Origin of the sequence: Pseudomonas sp. Y39-6 (assembly GCF_023651955.1) — a bacterium.
Classification (GTDB): Bacteria; Pseudomonadota; Gammaproteobacteria; order Pseudomonadales; family Pseudomonadaceae; genus Aquipseudomonas; species Aquipseudomonas veronii.
In genome coordinates this window covers 1,557,218-1,583,417 of sequence record NZ_CP069594.1, presented here as the reverse complement: position 1 = coordinate 1,583,417, position 26,200 = coordinate 1,557,218, and the positions used below count along the sequence as shown (strand labels likewise).

At 61.2% G+C, this 26,200-nt stretch carries 23 protein-coding genes; 16 read left to right on the top strand and 7 right to left on the bottom strand.

The genetic code is table 11. The features are described 5' to 3' along the window. Positions 1–38 precede the first annotated feature (38 nt). From dapC to JN756_RS07100, 3 genes are all read left to right on the top strand, one after another. Positions 39–1,238 carry a succinyldiaminopimelate transaminase gene (dapC, locus tag JN756_RS07110; protein WP_046490180.1) on the top strand — a complete coding sequence of 400 codons (1,200 nt, stop codon included), beginning with the start codon at positions 39–41 and terminating at the stop codon, positions 1,236–1,238. 89 nt (positions 1,239–1,327) lie between these two features. Next, the gene (locus JN756_RS07105; RefSeq protein ID WP_201021955.1) at positions 1,328–2,041 is read left to right on the top strand and encodes a M12 family metallopeptidase; all 714 of its coding nucleotides are present in this window, start codon (positions 1,328–1,330) and stop codon (positions 2,039–2,041) included. A gap of 113 nt (positions 2,042–2,154) precedes the next feature. Then, positions 2,155–2,937: a M12 family metallopeptidase gene (locus tag JN756_RS07100; protein WP_250690872.1), complete on the top strand. Its 783-nt coding sequence runs from the start codon at positions 2,155–2,157 to the stop codon at positions 2,935–2,937. Positions 2,938–2,981: 44 nt separating this feature from the next. Here JN756_RS07100 and JN756_RS07095 read toward each other — a convergent pair whose 3' ends face one another. After that, positions 2,982–4,625, bottom strand: a complete 1,644-nt coding sequence (locus JN756_RS07095; RefSeq protein WP_046384470.1) for a Na+/H+ antiporter — start codon at positions 4,623–4,625, stop codon at positions 2,982–2,984. A gap of 212 nt (positions 4,626–4,837) precedes the next feature. On the opposite strand from JN756_RS07095, the gene JN756_RS07090 reads away from it, so the two are divergent. From JN756_RS07090 to JN756_RS07075, 4 genes are all read left to right on the top strand, one after another. After that, entirely contained in the window at positions 4,838–5,200 is a 363-nt protein-coding gene (locus tag JN756_RS07090) for an ArsC family reductase (protein WP_026139766.1), read from the top strand. Between the two features lie 32 nt (positions 5,201–5,232). Beyond that, positions 5,233–6,267, top strand: a complete 1,035-nt coding sequence (gene dapD / locus JN756_RS07085) for a 2,3,4,5-tetrahydropyridine-2,6-dicarboxylate N-succinyltransferase (RefSeq protein ID WP_046490174.1) — start codon at positions 5,233–5,235, stop codon at positions 6,265–6,267. A gap of 64 nt (positions 6,268–6,331) precedes the next feature. Continuing rightward, on the top strand, positions 6,332–7,537 hold the full coding sequence (locus JN756_RS07080; protein WP_057004713.1) for an aminotransferase class V-fold PLP-dependent enzyme: 1,206 nt from the start codon (positions 6,332–6,334) through the stop codon (positions 7,535–7,537). Then, positions 7,534–7,941 carry a SufE family protein gene (locus JN756_RS07075; RefSeq protein WP_017844731.1) on the top strand — a complete coding sequence of 136 codons (408 nt, stop codon included), beginning with the start codon at positions 7,534–7,536 and terminating at the stop codon, positions 7,939–7,941. The genes JN756_RS07080 and JN756_RS07075 overlap by 4 nt, the downstream gene beginning before the upstream one ends. A 122-nt stretch (positions 7,942–8,063) precedes the next feature. Here the strand turns inward: JN756_RS07075 and tcdA are convergent, their stop codons facing one another. Beyond that, positions 8,064–8,873: a tRNA cyclic N6-threonylcarbamoyladenosine(37) synthase TcdA gene (tcdA, locus tag JN756_RS07070; protein WP_026139765.1), complete on the bottom strand. Its 810-nt coding sequence runs from the start codon at positions 8,871–8,873 to the stop codon at positions 8,064–8,066. A 218-nt stretch (positions 8,874–9,091) separates the two neighbouring features. On the opposite strand from tcdA, the gene JN756_RS07065 reads away from it, so the two are divergent. From JN756_RS07065 to JN756_RS07050, 4 genes are all read left to right on the top strand, one after another. Next, entirely contained in the window at positions 9,092–11,683 is a 2,592-nt protein-coding gene (locus JN756_RS07065; protein WP_046384473.1) for a glycosyltransferase, read from the top strand. A 226-nt stretch (positions 11,684–11,909) separates the two neighbouring features. Continuing rightward, positions 11,910–13,061, top strand: a complete 1,152-nt coding sequence (gene dapE, locus JN756_RS07060; RefSeq protein ID WP_201021954.1) for a succinyl-diaminopimelate desuccinylase — start codon at positions 11,910–11,912, stop codon at positions 13,059–13,061. Next, on the top strand, positions 13,061–13,870 hold the full coding sequence (locus JN756_RS07055) for a putative RNA methyltransferase (RefSeq protein ID WP_017844726.1): 810 nt from the start codon (positions 13,061–13,063) through the stop codon (positions 13,868–13,870). Before dapE ends, JN756_RS07055 begins: the two co-directional genes overlap by 1 nt. A gap of 71 nt (positions 13,871–13,941) precedes the next feature. Then, on the top strand, positions 13,942–14,319 hold the full coding sequence (locus tag JN756_RS07050; RefSeq protein ID WP_169883769.1) for a hypothetical protein: 378 nt from the start codon (positions 13,942–13,944) through the stop codon (positions 14,317–14,319). Positions 14,320–14,462: 143 nt separating this feature from the next. Here the strand turns inward: JN756_RS07050 and JN756_RS07045 are convergent, their stop codons facing one another. Continuing rightward, entirely contained in the window at positions 14,463–14,672 is a 210-nt protein-coding gene (locus JN756_RS07045) for a cold-shock protein (RefSeq protein WP_017844724.1), read from the bottom strand. Positions 14,673–14,852: 180 nt separating this feature from the next. Here JN756_RS07045 and plsB point away from each other — a divergent pair, with 180 nt between their 5' ends. From plsB to JN756_RS07030, 3 genes are read left to right on the top strand one after another with little or no spacing between them, the layout of a single operon-like run. Further along, positions 14,853–17,372 (top strand): glycerol-3-phosphate 1-O-acyltransferase PlsB, encoded by a 2,520-nt coding sequence (gene plsB / locus JN756_RS07040; RefSeq protein WP_201021953.1) that lies wholly within the window; start codon positions 14,853–14,855, stop codon positions 17,370–17,372. Between the two features lie 50 nt (positions 17,373–17,422). After that, the gene (locus JN756_RS07035; protein ID WP_046384477.1) at positions 17,423–17,824 is read left to right on the top strand and encodes a YbaY family lipoprotein; all 402 of its coding nucleotides are present in this window, start codon (positions 17,423–17,425) and stop codon (positions 17,822–17,824) included. Positions 17,825–17,851: 27 nt separating this feature from the next. Beyond that, positions 17,852–18,541: a DUF4197 domain-containing protein gene (locus JN756_RS07030; RefSeq protein WP_017844721.1), complete on the top strand. Its 690-nt coding sequence runs from the start codon at positions 17,852–17,854 to the stop codon at positions 18,539–18,541. A 477-nt stretch (positions 18,542–19,018) separates the two neighbouring features. Here the strand turns inward: JN756_RS07030 and JN756_RS07025 are convergent, their stop codons facing one another. Next, a complete protein-coding gene (locus JN756_RS07025) occupies positions 19,019–19,612 on the bottom strand; it encodes a LysE family translocator (protein ID WP_057004712.1) in 594 nt (197 codons plus the stop codon). A 49-nt stretch (positions 19,613–19,661) separates the two neighbouring features. Next, positions 19,662–20,279, bottom strand: a complete 618-nt coding sequence (locus JN756_RS07020) for a LysE family translocator (protein ID WP_079442981.1) — start codon at positions 20,277–20,279, stop codon at positions 19,662–19,664. A 406-nt stretch (positions 20,280–20,685) separates the two neighbouring features. Here JN756_RS07020 and JN756_RS07015 point away from each other — a divergent pair, with 406 nt between their 5' ends. Continuing rightward, complete coding sequence (locus tag JN756_RS07015; protein WP_046490157.1) at positions 20,686–21,141, top strand: Lrp/AsnC family transcriptional regulator; 456 nt, start codon at positions 20,686–20,688, stop codon at positions 21,139–21,141. Between the two features lie 125 nt (positions 21,142–21,266). Here JN756_RS07015 and JN756_RS07010 read toward each other — a convergent pair whose 3' ends face one another. Further along, positions 21,267–24,338, bottom strand: a complete 3,072-nt coding sequence (locus JN756_RS07010) for an efflux RND transporter permease subunit (protein ID WP_079442980.1) — start codon at positions 24,336–24,338, stop codon at positions 21,267–21,269. A gap of 6 nt (positions 24,339–24,344) precedes the next feature. Then, on the bottom strand, positions 24,345–25,445 hold the full coding sequence (locus tag JN756_RS07005) for an efflux RND transporter periplasmic adaptor subunit (protein WP_046384480.1): 1,101 nt from the start codon (positions 25,443–25,445) through the stop codon (positions 24,345–24,347). Between the two features lie 93 nt (positions 25,446–25,538). Here JN756_RS07005 and JN756_RS07000 point away from each other — a divergent pair, with 93 nt between their 5' ends. Next, the gene (locus JN756_RS07000; protein WP_026139764.1) at positions 25,539–26,198 is read left to right on the top strand and encodes a TetR/AcrR family transcriptional regulator; all 660 of its coding nucleotides are present in this window, start codon (positions 25,539–25,541) and stop codon (positions 26,196–26,198) included. The last annotated feature ends 2 nt before the right edge of the window (positions 26,199–26,200 follow it).

The window sequence follows — 26,200 nt, the reverse complement described above, 5'->3', positions numbered from 1 at the left end:
ACCCGCCCAGTTTTTAACGCCTTGCACGAGATCCACCGATGAACAACGCCCTGAACCAGTTGCAGCCCTACCCGTTCGAAAAACTGCGCGCCCTGCTCGGCAGCGTCACGCCGAACCCGGACAAACGTCCGATCGCGCTGTCCATCGGCGAGCCCAAGCATAAATCGCCGACCTTCGTCGCCGAGGCGTTGAGCAATAACCTCGACCAGATGGCGGTGTACCCGACCACCCTGGGCATTGCGGCGCTGCGCGAGGCCATCGCAGCCTGGTGCGAACGCCGCTTCAATGTACCCAAGGGCTGGCTGGACCCGGCGCGTAACATCCTGCCGGTCAACGGCACCCGCGAGGCACTGTTCGCCTTCACCCAAGCCGTGGTCAATCGCAGTGACGACGCGCTGGTGGTAAGCCCGAACCCGTTCTACCAGATCTATGAAGGCGCGGCGTTCCTGGCCGGCGCCAAGCCGCACTACCTGCCATGCCTGGACGCCAATGGCTTCAACCCGGATTTCGACGCCGTGTCGCCAGACGTCTGGAAGCGCTGCCAGATCCTGTTCCTGTGCTCCCCCGGCAACCCGACCGGCGCGCTGATCCCGGTCGACACCCTGAAAAAGCTCATCGCCCTGGCCGACGAATACGACTTCGTGATTGCCGCCGACGAGTGCTACAGCGAGCTGTACTTCGACGAACAAAGCCCGCCGCCGGGCCTGTTGAGCGCCTGCGTCGAACTCGGCCGCCAGGACTTCAAACGCTGCGTGGTGTTCCACAGCCTGTCCAAGCGCTCCAACCTGCCGGGCCTGCGTTCCGGCTTCGTGGCCGGCGACGCCGACATCCTCAAGGCCTTCCTGCTGTACCGCACCTACCACGGCTGCGCGATGCCCGTGCAAACCCAACTGGCAAGCATCGCCGCCTGGCAGGACGAAGCCCACGTCCAGGCCAACCGCGACCTGTATCGGGAAAAATTCGACGCCGTGCTGGCGATCCTCAAGCCGGTGCTGGACGTACAAGCCCCCGATGGTGGTTTCTACCTGTGGCCGAATGTAGAGGGTGACGACGCCGCCTTCTGTCGCGATCTGTTTGTGCAAGAACACGTGACCGTAGTACCCGGCTCGTACCTGTCGCGGGAGGTGGACGGCGTCAACCCAGGCGCCGGGCGCGTTCGCATGGCATTGGTTGCACCACTGGCGGAGTGTGTGGAAGCGGCTGAGCGCATTCGCGATTTCATTCAACGCAGGAAGTAACCTCGCCACATCCCGCACTGTGTCGCACAGTGCGGGAACCTTGTTCACTCGCTCACCACCAATAGGCAAACTTCCTACGAGTAATGCCTATGAGCCTAATCACCCCGTCGCTCGCCCCTCCCCCCGCTTATGAGCCGCTCCCGAATAACCACACCTCCCCTCCCGAATCCGCCGGGCGAACCAAAAGAGGCATCGCCGACAGCGACAAGCGCTGGCCGGCCGGCGTGGTCACCGTTGCGCTCGACCTGAGCAGCGAAAAAAGCAAAGCGCTGGTGGTGGACGCTATCCGCGAATGGGCCCACCACACGCCGGCCCTGCGCTTCAATATCGTCGAAGGCAAGACGGGCGATATTCGTATTTCTGACGATGAAGGGCTCAAGGGCAATTGGTCCGCCATTGGCACGGAGGCCAAGCGCATCGATGAAGATCAACCCACGATGCACCTCAACCGGACCGACGACTCGAAGAAGTTGCGCAGTACGGCCCTGCACGAATTCGGCCACGCCCTCGGGTTATTGCACGAACACCAACACCCGCAGAACAGCCTGGATTGGGACAGCCCCCAAGTGTATGACTACTACACCAGCGACTCTTTCAACGAAGCCATGGTACGCGAGCATATCCTTGAGCCAGACAACCGGCCCGGCCTGCAGATCACCCCATACGATCCACAGTCCGTGATGCATTATGAAATTCCGGCAGCATTGAGGCGCAACGGCCAGGCTATTCCTAAAAACACAACCCTTTCCGCGGGCGACAAGCAAACGATCAGAACGCTGTACCCCACGGTCAACCCGACGTAGCGGGCCCAGGGGTAAACATCGGCTCACGTATTCACCCAGCACCGCCGGGAACTTTCCTGTAATTGGCACGAATCAACCAGTGTCTCGTCTCGACCTGCCGCAGGAAACGCTCAATGATAAACCCCGCCCCCGAAGCCTCGTATCAGCCTGGCACACACTGGTCGCCTGGCGAAAGCAGCGATAGCGCTACGCCAACGCACAGTCTTTCGAGACGTCGACGCAATGTCGGCGAGCCGGGCAAATACTGGCCCCAGAACACTACGCTCACGATCGCCATGTATGAGTATGGGGTGGACGACGAATACGTGCTGGCCGTGAAAAAAGCCGCCAGCCGTTGGCTGCCCCATATCAACCTGAAGTTTGATTTTGTCTCGGGGGCGAGAGGCGATATCCGTATTGCGCAGAATCCGCCGGGCGATAACGGCGGCGCTTCATCCATAGGCACCGATGCGCGCAACATTCCGTTCGGGCTGCCGACCATGAGCCTGCCCATGGATCACAACGCGCCCCGCTTCGAAGACACCGTCCTGCATGAATTCGGGCATATGCTCGGTGCCCATCACGCCCACCAGCACCCCGATGCCAACATTCCGTGGAACCGTGAAACCATCCACCAGACCTACCGCAACACCCCCAACCCGCAGGAGGTGGAGGACAACGTCCTGCCGCTGACTCGCAGCAGCGCTTATGACTTGCTGCCTTATGACCCTGACTCGGTCATGCACTACGCTGTCAGCCCGGACCAGACCAATGGAAAGCGGGCGCACAGCGAGAACAGGTCACTGAGTGACGGAGACATTGCCTGGGCCAAAAAAACCTACCCTCAAGCGGCGCCCATGCCCGCCGTGATCCGTCATCCACGCTTTCGTGATGCCGACTCAGACTGCACCGTTTAAAACACTGCACACTCAGCGCCGGCGGCACGGCGGCCCCCAATTGCCTACTTCGGCGACCCCAGGTTCGCCTCACTCATGTCCAGGTCGTCCAACACCTCCCTCAACACGTCATCCCCGATCCGGTGATGACGGCTCAGGCTATACAACTCCAAGCGCTGCGCCCGCAGCGCCTTGAGCCGTAGCTTTCGCTCCAGTTGGTCCATCTGCGACGCCAGCGCCTGGGCTTCGGCGGAGTCGTTGAAGACGTCCAACTGATGCCGGTATTCCGACATCAGTCGCGCCTTCAGTTCGGTAGCCAATGCGGCCTGGGCGGCGTCCGCGGGAGCGCTCTCGGTGGGTTCTTCGACCTCAAGCGCATGGATCGCCGCCACGGCGGTCTTTTTCCACGCCTCGCGCACTTCATTGTGGTGTTTTTCATCGGGGCTTTTTTCAATGCCGCGCAGCAGCAGCGGCAACGCAATACAGGCAGCGATGAGCGACAACAGGATCACCCCGGCCGCGATAAAGATCAGCAGATCGCGTTCCGGGAACGCCTTGCCCGGCGCCAGCAGCAAGGGCACCGACATCACACCGGCCAACGTCACCGCCCCGCGCACACCGCCCACGGTCAACAGCCAGCAGGAACGCGCCGTCGGCACCAGGGTAAGCTCGCTTTTCCCACGCAGGCGCCGGAGCACGCCCGACAGACGCCAGATGCTTTGCACCCAGATGAAGCGTAATACCAACAACACCAGGAAGATCGCGACCACGTCCAGGCAGCGATACAGCAGGGTCGGCCACAGCGTGGTTTCATGACTCACCACCGCCTTGATGATGTCCGGCAGTTGCAACCCCAATAGCAGGAAGATCAAGCCATTGAAGGCAAACTCCAGCAGCGACCACACACTGCGATTGAGCAAGCGCGTGCTGGTCTGGCGAGGCAGCAGGTCCAGCCAGCTTTGCATCATGCCCGCCGCCACGGCCGAAAGAATCCCCGATGCGCCCAGGCGTTCGGCCAGAACATAGGCGGCGAACGGCAGCAGCAACATGAACACAACGTGGGTGGCCGGGTCGTCCCAGCCTCGCGCAATCATCCAGACACGCAAGCGCCCCACCAGCCAGCTCAACGCGATCCCGACCGCCAGACCGCCGATGGCCACCAGTACAAAGGTCAGGCTGGCATCCGCCAGGGAAAACACCCCGGTCAAGGCTGCCACCAGGGCGAACTTGAAGGTCACCAGGCCCGAGGCATCGTTCATCAAGGCTTCGCCCTGGAGCATATGCATCAACGGCGTGGGTAAACGGTTTTGGGAAATGGCCGACACCGCCACGGCGTCCGTCGGCGACAACACCGCCGCCAGGGCAAAGGCCACCGGCAATGGAATCGAAGGCAATAACCAATGAATGAAGTAGCCGGCGCCGACCACGGTGAACAGCACCAGCCCCACTGCCAACGTCAGAATCGGCCCGCGCAGGCGCCACAGTTCACGCTTGGGCATGCGCCAGCCATCGGAGAACAACAGCGGCGGCAGGAACAGAAACAGGAACAACTCCGGGTCCAGCGCGACATGCAGCCCCAGCGTGGGCCAGGCCAGCAAGGCCCCGGCGGCAATCTGCACCAGCGGTAACGGCAGTGGGATGACTCGCCAGACCAGCCGCGAAACGCTGACCAGCATCAGCAAGATAAGAACGGTGTAGGCGGTTTGCATAACGCGGTTTTCCCGGACAATCGACTTGCAACGACACACATCAGGCAACAACTCACCATTGAAGTGCCATATTAGCCGCCTATGCTGCGCGATGGCTTTCGCACAATAGTCGCACGGGGCAATCCACGCTAGAGACGAGCGGCACCCAAACCCGCTGGTCGTGGCATAATCCCAGACCTTTCATCTTCATTGGTCCAAAGGGGGGCAATTCCTTGACCGTATCAAGTAAAACCTTGCACCTTTTCGGCATCAAAGCCTGCGACACCATGAAAAAAGCCCGCACCTGGCTCGACGAGCACGGCGTGAGCTACGAGTTCCATGACTACAAAACCGTCGGTATCGACCGCGAACACTTGACCCAATGGTGCAACGAGCACGGTTGGCAGGTGGTTTTGAACCGTGCGGGCACCACCTTTCGCAAACTCGAAGACGAACGCAAAGCCGATCTCGATCAGTCGAAAGCCATTGAATTGATGCTCGCACAACCCTCGATGATCAAGCGCCCGGTGCTTGATCTCGGAGACAGAACCCTGATTGGCTTCAAGCCAGATACTTATTCGGCAGCCCTCAAGTAGGCCGGCCATCCCATTTTTGTAGAGGTAACAGCATGTCCAATTCCCTGTTCAGCCTGGGCTTCGGCGTCGGCACTCAGAACCGCCAAGGCGCTTGGCTGGAAGTGTTTTACGCACAACCCGTACTCAACCCGTCGGCAGAAGTCGTCGCCGCCATCGCGCCGATCCTCGGTTACAGCGAAGGCAACCAGGCGATCACCTTCACCGTCGCCCAAGCCCTGCAACTGGCTGACGCGCTCAAAGGCGTCGACGCGACCCAGGCAGCCCTGCTGACCCGCCTGGCTGAAAGCCATACCCCGCTGGTCGCCACCCTGCTGGCCGAAGACGCCGCACTGACTTCCACGCCTGAGGCCTACCTCAAGCTGCACCTGCTGTCCCACCGCCTGGTCAAGCCCCACGGCCTGAGCCTGGCCGGTGTATTCGCGCAACTGCCGAACGTGGCCTGGACCAGCCAGGGCGCGATCGACATCAATGAGCTGGCCGAACGCCAACTCGAAGCGCGCCTGCGTGGCGAGCTGCTGGAAGTGTTCTCGGTGGACAAGTTCCCGAAAATGACCGATTACGTCGTACCCAGCGGCGTGCGTATCGCTGACGCCGCGCGTATCCGCCTGGGCGCCTACGTGGGCGAAGGCACCACCGTGATGCACGAAGGTTTCGTCAACTTCAACGCTGGCACCGAAGGCCCGGGCATGATCGAAGGCCGTGTCTCGGCCGGCGTATTTGTCGGCAAGGGTTCGGACCTGGGCGGCGGTTGCTCCACCATGGGCACCCTGTCGGGTGGCGGCAACATCGTGATCAAGGTCGGCGAAGGCTGCCTGATCGGCGCCAACGCCGGTATCGGGATCCCGCTGGGCGACCGCAACACCGTGGAATCGGGCCTGTATGTCACCGCCGGGACCAAGGTTGCCCTGCTCGACGAGCGCAACCAGTTGGTTAAAGTGGTCAAGGCGCGCGAGCTGGCCGGCCAGCCGGACCTGCTGTTCCGCCGTAACTCCGAGACCGGTGCCGTGGAGTGCAAAACCCACAAGTCGGCCATCGAACTGAACGAAGCGCTGCACGCTCACAACTAAGCAGCGACTCGATGCCACTCGCGGGCCCCGATCCTGGGGCCCGTTTATACGAGTCTTGAACACCATGCTTGTGCCCTCTCCCTGGCGCGTCGACTTTCCGGCCATCGCCGCCCTGCAACGGCAAGACCAGACCTATCTGGACAGCGCCGCCACCGCGCAAAAACCTCAAGCCCTGTTGGACGCGATCAGCCATTACTACGCCAATGGCGCCGCCAACGTTCACCGTGCCCAGCATTTGCCGGGCGCCCACGCGACCCAGGCTTTCGAGGACAGTCGCAACAAGGTCGCGCAGTGGTTGAATGCAGGAGACAGCGGGCACATCGTCTTCACTCATGGCGCGACGTCGGCGCTGAACCTCTTGGCCTACGGCCTCGAGCACTTATTCAATGCGGGCGATGAACTAGTCATCAGCGCCCTGGAACACCACGCCAACCTGCTGCCCTGGCAGCAACTGGCCAAACGTCGCGCGCTGGAACTGGTGATCCTGCCGGTTGGCGACGACGGTATGATCGACCTTCAGGCCGCCGCCACGCTGATCGGCCCGCGCACGCGCCTGCTGGCGGTGAGCCAACTGTCCAACGTGCTGGGCACCTGGCAACCGCTGGAACCCTTGCTGGCCATGGCCAAGGCCGAGGGTGCGCTGACCGTGGTCGATGGCGCCCAGGGCATCGTCCATGGCCGCCACGACGTACAAGCCCTGGGCTGCGACTTCTACGTATTTTCCAGCCACAAACTCTACGGCCCGGACGGCGTCGGCGTGCTGTACGGCCGCACCCAAGCCCTGCAACAGCTGCGCCACTGGCAGTTCGGCGGCGAAATGGTGCAACAGGCCGATTACCACAGCGCCAGCTTCCGCCCCGCGCCGCTGGGGTTCGAGGCCGGCACCCCACCGATTGCCAGCGTGATCGGCCTGGGCGCCAGCCTGGATTACCTCAATTCACTGGATCAACCGGCGCTCATCGCCCACGAAGCCGCCCTGCACGAGTACCTGTTGCGCGGGCTGAAAGCGCGCAATGGCGTGCGCGTACTGGGCGCGCCGCAGGTGGCGTTGGTCAGTTTTGTGGTGGAAGGCGTGCATAACGCCGATCTTGCGCACTTGCTGACCGAACAGGGCATTGCCGTGCGCGCCGGCCATCATTGCGCAATGCCGCTGCTCAAGGCGATGCACTTGTCGGGAGCGATTCGCGTGTCCCTGGCGCTGTACAACAATTCCGATGATCTGGAGCGATTCTTCGAAGCGCTGGACCAGTCCCTGGATATGCTGCGATGAGCCTGCCGGCCGAGGCTGTCGGCGCGCTTGAGTCGTTTCAGGCAGTGGGCAGTTGGGAGCAACGCGCGCGCCTGCTGATGCAATGGGGCGAACGGCTGCCGCCGCTGGCGGACGAAGACAAGGTCGAGGCCAATCTGGTGCAGGGCTGCGAGAGCCTGGTATGGCTGGTCGGGCGTTTATCCGACGGCCACTGGCAGTTCGCCGCCAGCAGCGAAGCGCGCATGATCCGTGGGCTGGTGGCGTTGCTGCTGGCGCGGGTCAACGGGCTGTCGGCCGCCGAGTTGCAGGCGGTCGACTTGCCGGACTGGTTCAATCAACTGGGGCTGTCCCGCCAGTTGTCGCCGTCGCGCAGCAATGGCCTGAACGCCGTGCTGCAGCGCATGCGCGAACTAAGCCGTACATAAAACCCAATGTGGGAGGGGGCTTGCCCCCGATAGCAGAGTGTCAGTCACTGAATACATTGACTGAACCACCGCTATCGGGGGCAAGCCCCCTCCCACATTTGAATGGTGCAAAGCCTTGAGATTCAAGAAGGCTTGACCCGATCGGAAGGCCGGCGCACCCCGGCCACGATCTTGTCCACCGCCTTGGTCGCCGCCACCATGCCGAAGGTTGCAGTGACCATCATCACCGCGCCAAACCCGCCGGCGCAGTCCAGCTTCACGCCGTCGCCGACAAAACTCTTCTGCAAGCAGATGCTGCCGTCCGGCTTCGGATAGCGCAGTTGCTCGGTGGAAAACACACACGGCACGCTGTAATGGCGGGTCACCGTGCGCGAGAAGCCATAGTCACGGCGCAGGGTGGAGCGCACTTTCGAGGCCAGCGGATCGTTGAAGGTGCGGTTCAGGTCGCAGACCTGGATCAACGTCGGGTCGATCTGCCCGCCAGCGCCGCCGGTGGTGATGATCTGGATCTTGCGGCGCTTGCACCAGGCGATCAGTGCCGCCTTGGCGTTGACGGCGTCGATGCAGTCGATCACGCAGTCGATGTTGGGGGTGATGTACTCGGCCATGGTCTCGCGGGTCACGAAATCCGCCACGGCATGCACCGTGCAGTCCGGGTTGATGCCGCGCAGGCGCTCAGCCATCACCTCGACCTTGGGTTTGCCCACGGTGCTGTCGAGGGCATGCAACTGACGGTTGCTGTTGCTGACGCAGACATCATCCAAATCAAACAACGAGATCTCGCCCACCCCACAACGGGCGATGGCTTCCGCCGCCCATGAGCCTACGCCGCCGACGCCGACGATCGCCACATGGGCCGCTTTCAAGCGCTCCAGGCCTTCAATGCCATACAAACGGGCGACGCCTGCAAACCGCGGATCTTCTGTACTCATGACCATTACCCCAAAAACCGGCGCGCATTATAGGGCTTTGCCAGGACAAGTTCGAAACTTCGCGATACAAGTAAAGAACTTAGCTGGAGATTCGCGGACTAACGTCCGGCTTTTCTCAGTCTGCTGTACGCTCAGGGAAGGGCCGGTGTAGGATGCGCGCCGTTCGGCGTAGGCCGACACCTCTTTTCGTTCCACACCTTTTGGAACCCGAAATAGCCATGTCATCGCGTAAATTTGGACTCAACCTGGTGGTGGTGCTGGCAATTGCCGCGCTGTTCACCGGCTTCTGGGCGCTGATCAACCGCCCGGTCACTGCCCCCAACTGGCCTGAACAGATCTCCGGTTTTTCCTACTCGCCGTTTCAACAAGGCCAGTACCCACAGAAAGACCAGTACCCGACCGACGACCAGATGCGTCGCGATCTGGAGATCATGAGCAAGCTGACGGACAACATCCGGACCTACTCGGTCGACGGCACTCTGGAAGACATCCCCAAGCTGGCGGAAGAGTTCGGCCTGCGTGTCACCCTGGGGATCTGGATCAGCCCGGACCTGGAACGCAACGAACGCGAGATCCAGCGCGCCATCGAGATCGCCAACAGCTCGCGCAGCGTCGTGCGCGTGGTGGTCGGCAACGAAGCGTTGTTCCGTAAAGAGATCACCCCCGAAGCACTGATCGTGTTGCTGGATCGCGTGCGCGCGGCCGTCAAGGTGCCGGTGACCACCTCCGAGCAATGGCACATCTGGGAGCACAACCCACAACTGGCCAAGCACGTCGACTTGATCGCCGCGCACATCCTGCCGTACTGGGAACATATTCCGGTGGACCAGGCGGGCCAATTCGTACTCGACCGCGCACGGGATCTGAAGAAGACCTTCCCGAAAAAGCCGCTGCTGCTGTCGGAAGTCGGCTGGCCGAGCAACGGCCGCATGCGTGGCGGTGCTGATGCGTCTCCCGCCGACCAGGCAATTTACCTGCGCACGCTGGTGAACAAGCTGAACCGCCAGGGCTTCAACTACTTCGTGATCGAGGCCTTCGACCAACCGTGGAAAGCCAGCGACGAAGGCTCGGTCGGCGCCTACTGGGGCGTGTACAACGCCGCGCGTCAGCAGAAATTCAACTTCGAAGGACCGGTGGTCGCGATCCCGCAATGGCGCGTGCTGGCCATCGGTTCGGTGGTGCTTGCACTGCTGTCATTGACCCTGCTGATGATCGACGGCTCGGCCCTGCGCCAACGCGGCCGGACCTTCCTGACCTTTATCGCGTTCCTGTGCGGTTCGGTGCTGGTGTGGATCGGCTACGACTACAGCCAGCAATACAGCACCTGGTTCAGCCTGACGGTCGGCTTCCTCCTGGCGCTCGGCGCCCTGGGCGTGTTTATCGTGCTGCTGGCCGAAGCCCATGAACTGGCGGAAGCGGTCTGGACCCACAAGCGTCGGCGTGAATTCCTGCCGGTCGTGGGGGACTCGGACTACCGCCCGAAAGTGTCGATCCATGTGCCGTGCTACAACGAGCCGCCAGAGATGGTCAAACAGACCCTCGATGCCCTGGCCGCCCTCGACTACCCGGACTACGAAGTCCTGATCATCGACAACAACACCAAGGACCCGGCGGTGTGGGAACCGGTGCGCGACTACTGCGCAACCCTGGGCCCGCGCTTCAAGTTCTTCCACGTCGCGCCCCTGGCCGGTTTCAAGGGCGGCGCGTTGAACTACCTGATCCCGCACACCGCCAAGGATGCCGAAGTGATCGCGGTGATCGACTCGGACTACTGCGTGTCGCCGAACTGGCTCAAGCACATGGTGCCGCACTTCGCCGACCCGAAAATCGCCGTGGTGCAGTCGCCGCAGGATTATCGCGACCAGAACGAAAGCACCTTCAAGAAGCTCTGCTACGCCGAATACAAAGGCTTCTTCCATATCGGCATGGTCACCCGCAACGACCGCGACGCGATCATCCAGCACGGCACCATGACCATGACCCGTCGCTCGGTGCTCGAAGAGCTGGGCTGGGCCGACTGGTGCATCTGCGAAGACGCCGAACTCGGCCTGCGCGTGTTCGAGAAAGGCCTGTCGGCCGCGTATTACCACGAAAGCTACGGCAAGGGCCTGATGCCCGACACCTTCATCGACTTCAAGAAACAGCGTTTCCGCTGGGCCTATGGCGCGATCCAGATCATCAAGCGTCACACCGCCAGCCTGCTGCGCGGCAAGGACACCGAGCTGACCCGTGGCCAGCGCTACCACTTCCTCGCGGGCTGGTTGCCGTGGGTGGCGGATGGCATGAACATCTTCTTCACCGTCGGCGCGCTGTTGTGGTCGGCGGCGATGATCATCGTGCCGACCCGGGTCGACCCGCCGTTGCTGATTTTCGCGATCCCGCCGTTGGCGTTGTTCGTGTTCAAGGTGGGCAAGATCATCTTCCTGTACCGTCGTGCCGTGGGGGTTAACCTCAAGGATGCGTTCTGTGCGGCGCTGGCCGGCCTGGCGTTGTCCCACACCATCGCCAAAGCGGTGCTGTATGGCTTCTTCACCACCAGCATTCCGTTCTTTCGTACACCGAAAAACGCGGATAACCACGGCTTCTGGGTAGCGATTTCCGAAGCCCGCGAAGAGATGTTCATCATGCTGCTGTTGTGGGGCGCGGCGCTGGGGATCTACCTGGTGCAGGGCCTGCCGAGCGCCGACATGCGCTTCTGGGTGGTGATGCTGCTGGTGCAGTCGCTGCCGTATGTGGCGGCGTTGATCATGGCGTTCCTGTCGTCGCTGCCGAAACCGGCGCCGAAGGCAGAGCCGGCCACCGCGCTGTAAAAACGTGTGCAATGCACTAAACGGCGGCCTCTGGCCGCCGTTTTGCTATAAGATAACGGCCGTTTTGTAAGCCTTGCACATATCACTGTAGGAGCGAACTTGCTCGCGAAAATCATCAACGATCACGCGAACATCTTGAATGAACGCGGTGCTCTTGCGTTTTTCGCGAGCAAGCTCGCTCCTACAGTCAATTAGAACGTCGCCGCCTCGATTTCCGGAGTTTCCCATGACGGCCCATGCCGACCTTTCGCCGACCCTTCAACTTGCCATCGACCTGATCCGCCGTCCCTCGGTGACGCCGATCGACGCCGATTGCCAGAAGCTGATGATGCAGCGCCTGGGCGACGCCGGTTTCCAGCTTGAGCCGATGCGTATCGAAAACGTAGATAACTTCTGGGCCACCCACGGCAAGCACGACGGCCCGGTGCTGTGCTTTGCCGGCCACACCGACGTGGTCCCGACCGGGCCGGTGCAGGCCTGGCAGAACGATCCGTTCGACGCGCTGATCGACGACCACGGCATGCTCTGCGGCCGCGGCGCGGCGGACATGAAAGGCAGCCTGGCGGCGATGCTGGTGGCGTCGGAGCGCTTCGTGCAGGACTACCCGGACCACAAGGGCTCGGTGGCCTTTCTGATCACCAGCGATGAAGAAGGCCCGGCGCACCACGGCACCAAGGCCGTGATCGAACGCCTGGCCGCGCGCAAGGAGCGTCTGGACTGGTGCATCGTCGGCGAACCGTCCAGCACCAGCCTGGTCGGCGATGTGGTCAAGAACGGCCGTCGCGGCTCCCTCGGCGCTACCCTGACCGTGCGCGGCGTGCAAGGTCACGTGGCCTACCCGCACCTGGCGAAGAACCCGATCCACCTGGCTGCTCCGGCACTGGCGGAACTGGCCGCCGAGCATTGGGACGACGGCAACACCTTCTTCCCGCCGACCAGCTTCCAGATCTCCAACCTCAACGCCGGCACCGGCGCGACCAACGTGATCCCCGGTGACCTGACAGCGGTGTTCAACTTCCGCTTCTCTACCGAATCCACCGTGGAAGGCCTGCAACAGCGCGTTGCCGCGATCCTCGACAAACACGGCCTGGACTGGCACGTAGACTGGACGCTGTCCGGCCTGCCGTTCCTCACCGAACCGGGGGCCTTGCTCGATGCGGTGTCCGCCAGCATCAAGGCGGTCACCGGTCGCGAGACCCAGGCGTCCACCAGCGGCGGTACGTCCGACGGGCGCTTCATCGCGACCCTCGGCACCCAGGTAGTCGAGTTGGGCCCGGTCAACGCGACGATCCATCAGGTCAACGAGCGCATTCTGGCCAGCGACCTCGACGTGCTGACCGAGATCTACTACCAGACCCTGATCAAGTTGCTCGCCTGATGCTGGCCTGTCCCATTTGCAGCGCACCGCTCCACGCGGTGGACAATGGCGTGGCGTGCCCGGTCGGACACCGTTTCGACCGCGCGCGCCAGGGTTACCTGAACCTGTTGCCGGTGCAGCACAAAAACAGCCGCGACCCGGGCGACAACCTCGCCATGGTCGAGGCGCGCCGCGACTTCCTCAACGCCGGCCACTACGCCCCGGTGGCCAAGCGCCTGGCGCAACTGGCCGCGCAACAAGCACCGCAGCGCTGGGTGGACATCGGTTGTGGCGAGGGTTACTACACCGCACAAATCGCCGACGCCCTGCCCCACGCCGATGGCTATGCCCTGGATATCTCCAAGGAAGCGGTCAAGCGTGCGTGCAAGCGCAACCCGGCACTGACCTGGTTGATCGCCAGCATGGCCCGCGTGCCGTTGGCCGATGCCAGTTGCCAGTTTCTCGCCAGCGTGTTCAGCCCGTTGGACTGGCAAGAGGCCAAACGCCTGCTCAGCCCCGGCGGCGGCTTGATGAAAGTCGGCCCGACCCGCGGTCACCTGATGGAGCTGCGCGAGCGCCTGTACGACGAAGTGCGCGAGTACACCGACGACAAACACCTGGCCCTGGTGCCGGACGGCATGAGCCTTGCGCACAGCGAAACCCTCGAGTTCACGCTGAGCCTGGCGGACCCGAAAGACCGTGCCAACCTGCTGGCCATGACCCCTCACGGCTGGCGCGCCAGCGCCGAGCGCCGCACCGAAGTGATCGAGCATGCCGAACCGCTGCGGGTCAGCGTATCAATGCGCTACGATTATTTCGTGCTTCAATAACCGACTTTTCGGGCACTCCGCCCACCCTGAATCCGCGAATGGATTTTCGAATCCCGCAACGAGGAACATCCATGCGCCAACCTGATATCGAGATTTACCTGAAGGACGCCGACGTCGACCACAAGGCCATCGCCGCCTGGCTGGGCGCCGCCCTTGGCCCTTGCACCGCCTGGGTCCAGCGCGGCCAGACCTACAAGTGCAAGGCCGGCGACGTGCCTGTCACTTGGCTGCCCAAGGCGGTAGGCAAATGGAACAGCCTGTACCTGGAAAGCGATCAGACCCCGTGGGAAGACGACATCGCCTGCGCCCGCGCCGCCTTTGCCGCGCTGAACGTCGAAGTGCGTTGCGCACCGGGCAGCTGGGTTGAGGAAGAAGGCGAGGAAAGCGCCGACACCTGGATTCGCATCAGCGAAGACGGTGAAGAACAGATCACCTGGAAAACCACCTGATCTGAATGTGTGAACCCAATCAAATGTGGGAGGGGGCTTGCCCCCGATCGCGTTGGATCAGTCACTAAATGTATTGACTGGCCCACCGCGATCGAGAGCAAGCCCCCTCCCACATGGGTTCTACGGTGTAACAAACACCCGCATTACAAACCCACCACATCCTCAGCCTGCAAGCCCTTCTCGCCGCTCACCACGGCGTATTCCACCTGCTGGCCTTCGGCCAGGGAGCGGTGCCCTTCACCGCGGATGGCGCGGTAGTGTACGAACACATCCTTGCCATCTTCACGCTGAATAAAGCCATATCCCTTGGCATCGTTGAACCACTTCACATTACCGGTTTCGCGCGTTGTCATCTGTTCACTCCCACATGATTGTTATTGTCGAGTCGGTCGCGTTGAACTGCCGAGTATAAGACAGGCTCAAAAACGATCAACTCAACTTTACATCGCTGCTTTTTTGCCGATTTTCGGTGAATACGGCACACTACCCACCCGAGCACCTGCTCGGTTTTTTCCACTTGAAGCAGCTCGCCTATGACCCGCTCCCCGTTCCGCCGTCTGGTGTTTGGCACCTTGCGCCGACTGTTGTACCTCTGGGTTCGCTCAGAGACGATCAACCAGTCGTCCCTTACCCTTAACCTCGACCGCAGCCGGCCGGTGTTCTACGTCCTGCAATCACCCTCCCTCACCGAATTGGCCGTGGTCGATACCGAGTGCACCAAGGCCGGCCTGCCGCGCCCGGTGCTGCCGGTAGCGGTCGGGCCGTTGCTGGAACCCGCGGCGTTCTTCTACCTCACGCCAGAGCCGGACTGGCTCGGCCGGCAGGACAAACGCGGCGCGCCGCCGCCCCTGACCCGCCTGGTCAATACCCTCAGCGCGCACGCACAAGAGAATGCACAAATCATTCCGGTCAGCGTGTTCTGGGGGCAGTCGCCCGACAGCGAGTCCAGCCCATGGAAACTGCTGTTCGCCGACAGCTGGGCCGTCACCGGGCGCCTGCGCCGGCTGCTGAGCATCCTGATCCTGGGGCGCAAGACCCGCGTACAATTCTCCGCGCCTATCAACCTGCGTGAATTGATCGAGCACAATAAAGGCCACGAACGCACCGTTCGCATGGCCCAACGCATCCTGCGCGTACACTTTCGCAACCTGAAAACCGCAGTGATCGGCCCCGACCTGTCCCACCGCCGCAACCTGGTGAAGGGCTTGGTGAATATGCCGCTGGTGCGCCAGGCCATCCTCGATGAAGCCGAACGCGAGAAGATCAGCCCGGAAAAAGCCAAGGCCCTGGCCCTGCGCTACGGCAACGAAATCGCCTCGGACTACACCTACACCGCGATCCGCTTCCTGGAAGTGGTGCTGAGCTGGTTCTGGAACAAGATCTACGACGGCATCAAGGTCAATAACATCGAGGGTGTGCAACAGGTTGCCCAGGGTTACGAGGTGATCTATGTACCCTGCCACCGCAGCCATATCGACTACCTGCTGCTGTCCTACCTGCTGTTCAAGAACGGCCTGACCCCACCGCACATCGCCGCCGGCATCAACCTGAACATGCCGGTGATCGGCAGCCTGCTGCGCCGCGGCGGTGCGTTTTTCATGCGCCGCACCTTCAAGGGCAACCCGCTGTACACCTCGGTGTTCAACGAATACCTGCACACCCTGTTCACCAAGGGTTTCCCGGTGGAGTACTTCGTCGAAGGCGGACGCTCGCGCACCGGGCGCATGCTGCAACCGAAAACCGGCATGCTGGCGATCACGTTGCGCAGCTTCCTGCGCTCCTCGCGCATGCCGATCGTGTTCGTGCCGGTGTATATCGGTTACGAGCGTGTGCTCGAAGGCCGTACCTACCTCGGTGAGCTGCGCGGCGCGAGCAAGAAGAAAGAGTCGATCTTCGATATTTTCAAGGTGGTCGGTGCGCTCAAGCAGCGCTTTGGCCAGGTCGCGGTCAACTTCGGCGAACCGATCAAACTGGCGCAATTCCTCGACGCCGAACAACCGGGCTGGCGTGCCCAGGAACTGGGCCCGCACTACAAACCGGCGTGGCTCAACCAAACCACCAACCGCCTCGGCGAGCGGGTGGCGCGCCATTTGAACGAAGCGGCGGCGATCAACCCGGTGAACCTGGTGGCCCTGGCGCTGCTGTCGACCACGCGCCTGGCCCTGGACGAACAGGCCATGGCCCGCCAGTTGGACCTGTACCTGGCGCTGCTGCGCCGGGTGCCCTACTCGCCGCATACCACCCTGCCCGAAGGGGATGGCATGGCGTTGATCAAGCACGTCAAGGACATGAACCTGCTGTCGGAACAGAGCGATGCCCTCGGCAAGATTCTGTACCTGGACGAGCAGAACGCCGTCCTGATGACCTACTACCGCAACAACGTGCTGCATATCTTTGCCTTGCCGGCGTTGCTGGCGAGCTTCTTCCAGAGCAGCTCGCGGATGAGCCGCGAGCAGATTCTGCGCTACACCCGTGCGCTGTACCCATACCTGCAGTCAGAGCTGTTTATCCGCTGGTCGCTGGAGGAACTGGACACGGTGATCGACCAGTGGCTGGAGGCGTTTGTCGAACAAGGCCTGCTGCGTTTCGAGAACAACGTGTACCTGCGCCCGGCGCCGAGTTCGCGGCACTTTGTGCTGCTGACACTGCTGTCCAAGAGCATCGCCCAGACCCTGCAACGCTTCTACATGGCGATTTCGCTGCTGCTCAACAGCGGCCGGAACAGCATCAGCGCCGAAGAGCTGGAAGACCTGTGTACGATCATGGCCCAGCGCCTATCGATCCTGCATGGCCTCAATGCCCCGGAGTTCTTCGACAAGAGCCTTTTCCGACATTTTATTCAGACGTTGCTGGAGCAAGATGTGCTGCGCCGCGACGAAGCCGGCAAGTTGAGCTATCACGACCTGCTCGGCGAACTGGCTGAAGGCGCGGCGAAACGGGTGCTGCCGGCTGAGATTCGCCTGTCGATCCGCCAGGTTGCCCTGCACCGCGTCGACGGCGCGGCCGAAGCGCCGGTCGAAGCCGAAGCCCGCAAACCGGAAGAAAGCCGCTAAATTGAATAAGGCGTCGCTGGGTTACGGCGCCGTTGAAAAGGAGCTGCACCATGAAAAAAATCATCCTCCTGGGCCTGACCGCCCTGCTCGGCGCCTGCCATTCCATGAATCCCGCGCCCAAGGCCAGCCTCGATGGCGAAGTGTTCTACCTGCAACGCATCGCGCTGCCGCCGACAGCCATCTTGAGCGTCAGCCTGCAGGACGTATCGCTGATGGACGCGCCGGCCGTGACCCTGGCCGAACAGAAAGGCCCGGTCAAAGGCCAGGTGCCATTGCCGTTCCACTTGAGCTATGACCCGGCCCAGGTCAAGCCGGGCCACAGTTACTCGGTCAGCGCTCGCATCGAAGTGGAGGGCAAGCTACTGTTCATCACCACCGAGCGGCACCCTGTGCAACTCAATGGCCAAGACGTTCAACCGCTGCGCCTGCGGGTTGATGCGGTCGCACACTGATTATTTCCAGATCATAAGGAAGCGCCCATGCTCCGTAATTCCCTTCGTCTCACCGCCCTGTGCGCCGGCCTGCTGCTCGGTGCCAACGCCATGGCCCTGGATCTTGGCAGCCTGTCCCAGGGCGACGCCGCCGGCGGCCTCAAGGATGCATTGACCCAAGGCGCACAGATCGCCGTGAAACAACTGGGTGTACCGGGTGGTTTCAGCAACAACCCCGACGTCAAGATCGGCCTGCCGGGAAAACTGGGCAAAGTCGCCGACAAGCTGAAGATGTTCGGCATGGGTGACCAGGTCGAGCAGTTGGAAACCAGCATGAACAAAGCCGCCGAAACCGCCGTGACCCAAGCCCAGCCAATCCTGGTCAACGCGGTGAAAAACATGAGCGTGAGCGATGCCAAGGGCATTCTCACCGGCGGCCAGGATTCGGCCACCCAGTACCTGAACAAAAGCAGCCGCGAAGCCATCCGCGCCAAGTTCCTGCCGATCGTCAAGGCCGCCACCGACAAGGTCGGCGTGGCGCAGCAGTACAACGCGCTGGCCGGCAAGGCCGCGGCGTTTGGCGCGGTCGATGCCAAAAGTGCCAACGTCGAAAACTATGTGACCGAACAAGCGCTGGATGGTTTGTTCAAGATGATTGCGCAGCAGGAAGAGACCATTCGCAAAAACCCGGCGGCAGCGGCGACCAGTCTGGCGAAGAAGGTGTTTGGCGCGCTGTAACGCCACGCGACCTGAGCTGAAAAAAAGGCCCTGACATCGTCAGGGCCTTGATTTTTCGCCGAACCGTCTATCAGGCCCCCGAACCAGGCGCCGCACGCTCACGCCCGGCAGCGTCGATGAGTAGGCTCAATAATGGATGTGCGACGCTCGTCGGGCACCACCGTGAGACATGTGTGAGTGATGAGAGCTGGACGACGACGCATTGAAGTTATGGCTATCGTTGTTGATATTAATATTGATATCGCGATTGGCGTTTGGCTGATTCTGTCCAAACATATTTCCCAGCCCAAGCATCGAGCCCGCGACTTGCATCGGTAACGCCAGCAAAGGTAGTAAAAGCATACACACTCCTTCCTATTCAGATTAGCGCCAACTCACTGCCCCGCATCTCATACGCGGGAACCGCTCGGTCGACTAATCCTATGTGGAAGCAAGGGCAAAAATGGTTCCGTCCTACGTGTGAAATACTGCCTCGCGTCAGTTGAAAATAGAATCGGCCAGGCGCCCCAATAGAACCGTGGCAAAACACCCGATGACCATCGAGGTTGCCCGGTTGATTCTCAACGGCGTCAGCCACGCCTTTTGCCCCCCTTCGAACCGACTGCCCAGCAAGATCCAGGCAAACCCTACAGGTATCACCACCAACGCGAGCGTGGTCATGAACCGGGCGTACCCTTGCAACGTGGCAAATGCGCTGATCGGCGCAATAAACGAAACAATCAGCAGGCCCTTGGGGTTCATCACCGTCAGCCAGAAGAAGTGCAGCCCAGAGAAACGGTCCGTACCTGGGTCGACGGCTGTGCTCTTGCGCTGCCACAACGTGAAGGACAGTTGGAGCAGATAGCAGATGGCAGCCGTCTGCGTCACTTTCACGACCCAGGGGGACCAGGCCGACACATAGAACAACACCGCCCCCCAAACAGAGACCTGAAGCAGGTACGCCAGGCATTCGATAAATGCCATGCGCCATGATGCTGCAAACCCAAACAGAACCCCTGCGCGCATTAACAGGGTATTGGTCGGTCCAGGCACGACCAGTAATAACACCAGAGCAGACACAGTCCCAAACATGAAAACTATCCTCGGGCGGAACTATTCAATGGTCTTCCCAGCGAAAGCGCTATTGCGTCAGCGTGATTGACCAGGCGACCGTCGCGACCATCAAAATCGCGAAGCTTACGTTAAGTCGTCGGCTCCAAGTGGGGTGGATGAATAACTTGCGCATTCGACTGCCGGCAAAGAGCCACAGAACGTCGAATACCACACACACCAGCAGACAGATCAAGGCTTTCGCACCTTGCTCCCAGGCAGGTGCGGCGCCCAGGGTGAAACTGCCCAGCAACGCGGCGAATGCGGCATAGGCCTTGATATTCGCCACACCCAGCACAAACCCGGCGCCCCAGCCCGGCGTGATCACGGACTGCTCATCCCTGATGGGCGGCGCGGTAGCAATCTGGTAGGCCAGCCACACAATATAAACAATGGAGATGACCGTCAGCGCCGTCGCCAGCATCGGAAAACTGTGCAGAACCACATAGAGGCCGGAAGCAACCAATGCCATCGCGATCACCAGGCCCAACGTGATCCCCACGAAAAACCGAGTTGAACGCCTCATGCCATAAGCAGCCCCACTCGCCGCCAGCGCCAGGGTCGCCGGGCCTGGACTGGCAAGCAGCGCGATGGCGGCGACGGCGAAGGTAAATATCGCCTGGTAAACGGACAGTGCAATGTCGGGCATACGCTTCCCCCTTGAAGAACATTCGTGACGGCTTAGCGAGGCAGCCCGTGTTCATGGCAGTAGTAGACGGTTCTGTGGTTTTTCATAAAGTCGATCACGCCATTGGATCCTCTTATGTCGGGCAAACTCATGACGCAGCGAAAATACTTTTTCGGCAGGGAAGTTATTATTGTGAAGTGATTGCAAGCGAGCTTGCATCAAGTATGTAGTTCATCTCGCGCCCTCGACAATATAGATAAAGCTGCAATAGAAACATCACAACACAGCGTTAAGTGAGCGGCGCAATATTGCAGGGCCCGCTGATCAAACAATAGGTGGGCACCTTGAAAAGGTCTATTCTTTTTTCATCCGTGTATGGTATGTAAGATTTTCACGCGATTTCATCAAAATTCGTAAGGTCCATCTAATGAAAAAGCTTACAAAGGGCGACCAGACACTTGACCCTATTGATCGCGCGCTGATTGTCGCCCTCCACCAGAACGCCCGCGCGTCTATTCGCGCCCTCGGCCGACAGGTGGGGTTATCGGCCCCCGGCTGCAGCGAACGCCTCAAGCGTCTGGAAGGGTCGGGGGTCATCAGCGGGTTCAGCGTGGAGTTGGACGCCCAGGCCCTGGGCTTTGCATTGCAAGCGCTGGTCAGGGTTAAACCCCTGACTGGAAAATTCCAACAGGTTGAACAGTTGCTCGCGCAAATGGCTGAATGTGTGGTGTGCTACAAAATCACCGGGGACGACAGTTTTGTCTGCCATCTTTATATCGACTCAGTTGCCCACCTGGACCTGACCCTTCAAAAGATCGCCCCCCTGGCCGACACTAATACATCGATCATAAAAACCGTCGAGAAGAAACTGCCGGCCCTCTGATTAGTCTTGTGGGAGATATCCTGGCGCTATTAACCGCTGTCGCGGCTTCAGGCATTCCCCACTCACCTTACACTTTCTTCAGCGTGCATCAGGCGTAGGCACTTATATACATACGCCTGTTCTCCTTACTCTTGGTCACCCGTTTTCCTGACACGAAACCATGCAGCATAAAGCGCGGGCAGGAACAGCAACGTCAATGCCGTCGCCACAATCAACCCGCCCATGATCGCCACTGCCATCGGCCCGAAGAACACACTGCGTGACAGCGGGATCATCGCGAGTACCGCCGCGAGGGCTGTGAGAACAATCGGCCGGAAGCGTCGGACAGTGGCTTCGATAATGGCCTGCCACGGCGCCAGCCCTGCCTTGATGTCCTGTTCGATCTGGTCCACCAGAATCACCGAGTTGCGCATGATCATTCCTGACAGGGCGATGGTGCCGAGCATGGCCACGAAGCCGAAGGGTTGGCGGAACACCAGCAGGAACAGCGTGACCCCGATCAGCCCCAGAGGCGCCGTGAGAAATACCATTACCGTGCGTGAGAAGCTGCGCAGTTGCAGCATCAGCAGCGTCAGCACCACCACGATAAACAGCGGCACACCGGCCTTGACCGAATTCTGCCCGCGGGCCGAGTCCTCGACGGTACCGCCGACGTCCAGCAGGTAGCCGTCCGGCAGTTCGGCACGCACGCCTTCGAGGGTCGGCAGGATCTGCTGAACCAGGGTCGCCGGTTGTTCCTTGCCGTAGATGTCGGCGCGCACGGTCACGGTGGGCAGGCGGTTACGGTGCCAGATGATGCCTTCCTCGAAGCCGTATTCGAGGGTGGCGATCTGCGACAGCGCGACGCTTTTGCCGTTGTCGGTCGGCACGGCCAGGCTCGGCAGCAGCGACAGTTCAGTGCGCTCATGGACAGTGCCGCGCAGGAGGATTTCGATCAACTCGTTGTCTTCCCGGTACTGGCTGACGCTGGCGCCGGTCAGAGAACTCTGCAGGAATTTCGACAGGTTGGCGGTACTCACACCGAGGGCGCGCGCACGGTCCTGGTCGATATTGAGGTAGACGATCTTGCTCGGTTCCTCCCAGTCCAGATGCACGTTAGCCACGTGGGTATTTTCGCGCACCTTGGCTGCCACTTTGCGCGCCAGGGCACGGACTTCGTCGATATGCTCGCCGGTCACGCGAAACTGCACCGGGTAACCCACGGGCGGGCCGTTTTCCAGGCGTGTGACCCGTGAACGCAGGTCGGGGAACTGCTCGTTGAGGGTTTCGATCAACCAGATGCGCAAGCTTTCGCGCTCTTCGATGGACTTGGCCAACACCACGAACTGCGCAAAGCTGGCGGCCGGCAGTTGCTGGTCGAGGGGCAGATAGAAGCGCGGCGAACCGGTGCCGACATAGGCCACGTAGTTGTCGATGCCGGCGTGTTCCTTGAGCAGGGCTTCCAGGCGCTTGACCTGGCCAGCGGTGTTGCTCAGGGACGCGCCCTCGGCGAGTTTCAGGTCGACCATCAACTCCAGGCGGCCGGAAGCCGGGAAGAACTGTTGCGGCACAAAACGAAACAGTGCGACCGAGCCGACAAACAGCAGCAGCGTCAGCACGATCACGGTCTTGCGCCGACTGACACACCACTCCAGCAAACGTCTGACACGCTGGTAGAACGGTGTGCCGTAGGGATCGGGACCGTCAGCGCCGTGTTTAGCCGCATGAATTTTCGCCAAGTCCGGCAGGAGTTTTTCGCCCAGGTACGGCACGAACACCACGGCCGCGACCCACGAGGCGAGCAACGCGATGGTCACTACCTGGAAGATCGAACGGGTGTATTCACCGGTACTCGATTGCGCGGTGGCAATCGGCAGGAAGCCGGCCGCCGTGATCAGCGTACCGGTCAGCATCGGGAACGCGGTACTGGTCCAGGCAAAACTGGCCGCTTTAAGGCGGTCGTACCCCTGCTCCATTTTGATCGCCATCATTTCCACGGCGATGATCGCGTCATCCACCAGCAAGCCCAGGGCCAGCACCAGCGCGCCGAGGGAGATCTTATGCAAGCCGATGCCGAGGTAGTACATGCAGGCAAAGGTCATCGCCAGCACCAGCGGAATCGCCAGAGCCACGACCATGCCAGTGCGTATACCGAGGGAGAAAAAACTCACCAGCAAGACAATGCCCAGCGCCTCGGCCAACACCCGGACGAATTCTCCGACACCGGTTTTCACCGCCGCCGGTTGGTCCGACACCTTGCGCAGTTGCATGCCCGCCGGAAGGTTCTTCTGCAGGCGTGCGAACTCGCCTTCGAGGGCTTTGCCCAACACCAGAATGTCGCCGCCCTCGTGCATGGCGACGGCCAGACCGATCGCGTCTTCGCCCATAAAGCGCATGCGCGGCGCCGGTGGATCATTGAAGCCACGGTGGATGTCGGCCACATCGCCAATACGGAAGGTTCGGTCACCTACGCGAATCGGGAAGCTGCGAATCTCTTCCACACTCTTGAAGTTACCCGACACCCGCAGTTGCACGCGCTCAGTCGGGGTTTCAAAGAAGCCGGCAGTGGAGACCGCGTTCTGCTCCTGCAGCGCTTGTTGAACAGCGGCCAGCGGTAAGCCGAGCGTGGCGAGTTTGAGGTTGGACAGCTCGATCCAGATCTTCTCATCCTGCAGGCCGAGCAGTTCGACCTTGCCCACATCCGGCACGCGTTGCAGTTGAATCTGGATGCGGTCGGCGTAGTCCTTGAGCACGGCATAGTCAAAGCCGTCGCCGGTCAGGGCGTAGATATTGCCGAAGGTGGTGCCGAATTCATCGTTGAAAAACGGTCCCTGGATATCCGGCGGCAAGGTCTGGCGAATATCGCTGATCTTCTTGCGCACCTGGTACCACAGCTCGGGAATCTGCGCCGAGCGCATGGCGTCGCGGGCGATGAAGGTGACCTGGGATTCGCCGGGGCGCGAGAAAGACACAATGCGCTCGTACTCACCGGTCTCCATGAGCTTTTTCTCGATGCGTTCGGTGACCTGGCGCGACACGTCCTGGGCCGTGGCACCGGGCCAATTGGTCTTGATCACCATGGCCTTGAAGGTGAACGGCGGGTCTTCGCTTTGCCCAAGCTTGGTGTAGGACAAAGTGCCGACCACCGCCAGCAGGAGCATCAGGAACAGTACGATCTGGCGATTACGCAACGCCCATTCGGAAAGATTGAAACCCATCGGGGACTACTCCTTGACCGCCAGATTCACCACCCGGTTGGAGCGATCCACCGGGCGCACTTGCTGCCCCTCATGGAGCACATGAACCCCGGCGGCAATCACCCAGTCGGTAGGGCTCAAGCCTTCGAGCACGGGTACGGTTTTTTCGCCAAAGGCGCCGATACGCACCGGGGTACGCACAAGGGTGTCATCCGGCTGCACGCGCCAGACGTAGGACACGCCGTTCTCCGCGCTCAAGGCTGACAGCGGCACCGACAGCGGAATAACACCGTCTGCCTGTATGAAAACGCGGGCGCTCTGGCCCAACTCGGCCGGAACCTTACCGCCGGTGAAGGCGATGCGCGCAGCGAAGGTGCGCGATTTCGGATCGGCTGCGGGCGACAGTTCGCGAATACGTCCGGCAAATCGTTGGTCCGGCTGGCTCCATAACTCGACCGACACCGGCTGGCCGATCTTGAACCGGCCGAAACCTTGCTCGGGCAGGCTGATCAGCACTTCACGCTCGCCATCGGTGGCCAGGGTGAACACGGTCTGGCCGGCGGACACCACCTGGCCGACTTCCACCGCGCGCTTGGCAACCACGCCGTCCTGCGGAGCGCGGAGTACGGCATAACCGGCCTGGTTACTGGACACATCGAACTCGGCCTTGATCTGCTTGAGGCGCGCCTCACCTGATCGGTACAGATTTTCAGCATTGTCGTACTGGGAACGGCTGACCAACTGACGATCCATCAGGGTCTTGTAGCGGTCACGCTCGGCACGCACCAGCCGCAGGTTGGCCTCGGCGGCGGCCACCTGGGCGCGGGTGGCTTCCAGTTGCAGGCGCACATCCTGAGGGTCGAGTTCCGCCAGCGGTTGATTGGCCTTGACCCGCTCGCCCTCCTCCACCAGCCGTTTGCTGACCTTGCCGCCAATGCGAAAGGCCAGGTCCGGTTCGTACCGGGCACGCACCTCGCCTGGATAACTGTCCATCGTCTGCGCCGCAGGCTGTGGTTGCACCACCATGGCCGGGCGGAGGGTAGTCTGGGGCGATTCTTCATGGCCGCAGGCGGCGAGTAGAAAGACCAGGCTGGCAGGCAACGCAAGGGGCAGGAGAATGCTGCGCATGCTGAAGGACCTTTCGCAAATGGTGCTAGGAATAATTATACTGGGCAGTATGTTATTAATACCAAACTCACCAGTCCAGTATTAAAGGTGGAAATGTCCGACAATCTTGTCAATACCAGTAGCCCTGGGCGTCCCAAGGACATGGCAAAACGCCAGGCAATCCTCGAAGCAGCGAAAATCCTGTTTTTGAGCAACGGTTACGCAAATACCAGCATGGATGCCGTGGCCCTTGAGGCCGGCGTATCGAAACTGACCGTCTACAGCCACTTCACCGACAAAGAGACCTTGTTCACCGCCGCCGTGATGGCCAAGTGCGAAGAACAGTTGCCGGTGATGTACTTTGAGCTGCCCGAGGGTGTGCCTGTGGAGACGGTGCTGCTGAATATCGGGCGCCGATTCCATCGCCTGGTCAACAGCAAGGAATCGGTGAACCTGCACCGCCTGATGATGACCACGGGCAATCAGGACGTGAAACTCTCGCAGATCTTCTTCGAAGCCGGGCCGATGCGGATGTTGCAAGGCATGGAGCGTCTGCTCGGGCACATCGACCAGAGCGGCGCGCTGAGCATCGACAAGCCTTTTACCGCAGCCGAACACTTCTTCTGCCTGCTCAAGGGCACGGCGAACTTCTGCTTGTTGTATGGCTGCGGCGGGCAATTGAGCGAGGAAGCGGCCGAAGCCCACGTGCAGGATGTGGTGGGATTGTTTATGCGGGCCTATCGCCGAGAACCCGCTGCAAGCGGCAACGGGTGACC

Coding starts and splice junctions, on each gene's coding strand:
- JN756_RS07095 (WP_046384470.1), bottom strand. CDS start 4,625: ATGCAAACCGCCTACACCGTTCTTATCTTGCTGATGCTGGTCAGCGTT.
- JN756_RS07075 (WP_017844731.1), top strand. CDS start 7,534: ATGAGCCTGCCGGCCGAGGCTGTCGGCGCGCTTGAGTCGTTTCAGGCA.
- dapE (WP_201021954.1), top strand. CDS start 11,910: ATGACGGCCCATGCCGACCTTTCGCCGACCCTTCAACTTGCCATCGAC.
- JN756_RS07050 (WP_169883769.1), top strand. CDS start 13,942: ATGCGCCAACCTGATATCGAGATTTACCTGAAGGACGCCGACGTCGAC.
- JN756_RS07035 (WP_046384477.1), top strand. CDS start 17,423: ATGAAAAAAATCATCCTCCTGGGCCTGACCGCCCTGCTCGGCGCCTGC.
- JN756_RS07030 (WP_017844721.1), top strand. CDS start 17,852: ATGCTCCGTAATTCCCTTCGTCTCACCGCCCTGTGCGCCGGCCTGCTG.
- JN756_RS07045 (WP_017844724.1), bottom strand. CDS start 14,672: ATGACAACGCGCGAAACCGGTAATGTGAAGTGGTTCAACGATGCCAAG.
- JN756_RS07020 (WP_079442981.1), bottom strand. CDS start 20,279: ATGCCCGACATTGCACTGTCCGTTTACCAGGCGATATTTACCTTCGCC.
- plsB (WP_201021953.1), top strand. CDS start 14,853: ATGACCCGCTCCCCGTTCCGCCGTCTGGTGTTTGGCACCTTGCGCCGA.
- JN756_RS07055 (WP_017844726.1), top strand. CDS start 13,061: ATGCTGGCCTGTCCCATTTGCAGCGCACCGCTCCACGCGGTGGACAAT.
- JN756_RS07105 (WP_201021955.1), top strand. CDS start 1,328: ATGAGCCTAATCACCCCGTCGCTCGCCCCTCCCCCCGCTTATGAGCCG.
- dapC (WP_046490180.1), top strand. CDS start 39: ATGAACAACGCCCTGAACCAGTTGCAGCCCTACCCGTTCGAAAAACTG.
- JN756_RS07015 (WP_046490157.1), top strand. CDS start 20,686: ATGAAAAAGCTTACAAAGGGCGACCAGACACTTGACCCTATTGATCGC.
- JN756_RS07010 (WP_079442980.1), bottom strand. CDS start 24,338: ATGGGTTTCAATCTTTCCGAATGGGCGTTGCGTAATCGCCAGATCGTA.
- JN756_RS07100 (WP_250690872.1), top strand. CDS start 2,155: ATGATAAACCCCGCCCCCGAAGCCTCGTATCAGCCTGGCACACACTGG.
- JN756_RS07080 (WP_057004713.1), top strand. CDS start 6,332: ATGCTTGTGCCCTCTCCCTGGCGCGTCGACTTTCCGGCCATCGCCGCC.
- JN756_RS07065 (WP_046384473.1), top strand. CDS start 9,092: ATGTCATCGCGTAAATTTGGACTCAACCTGGTGGTGGTGCTGGCAATT.
- JN756_RS07025 (WP_057004712.1), bottom strand. CDS start 19,612: ATGTTTGGGACTGTGTCTGCTCTGGTGTTATTACTGGTCGTGCCTGGA.
- tcdA (WP_026139765.1), bottom strand. CDS start 8,873: ATGAGTACAGAAGATCCGCGGTTTGCAGGCGTCGCCCGTTTGTATGGC.
- dapD (WP_046490174.1), top strand. CDS start 5,233: ATGTCCAATTCCCTGTTCAGCCTGGGCTTCGGCGTCGGCACTCAGAAC.
- JN756_RS07000 (WP_026139764.1), top strand. CDS start 25,539: ATGTCCGACAATCTTGTCAATACCAGTAGCCCTGGGCGTCCCAAGGAC.
- JN756_RS07005 (WP_046384480.1), bottom strand. CDS start 25,445: ATGCGCAGCATTCTCCTGCCCCTTGCGTTGCCTGCCAGCCTGGTCTTT.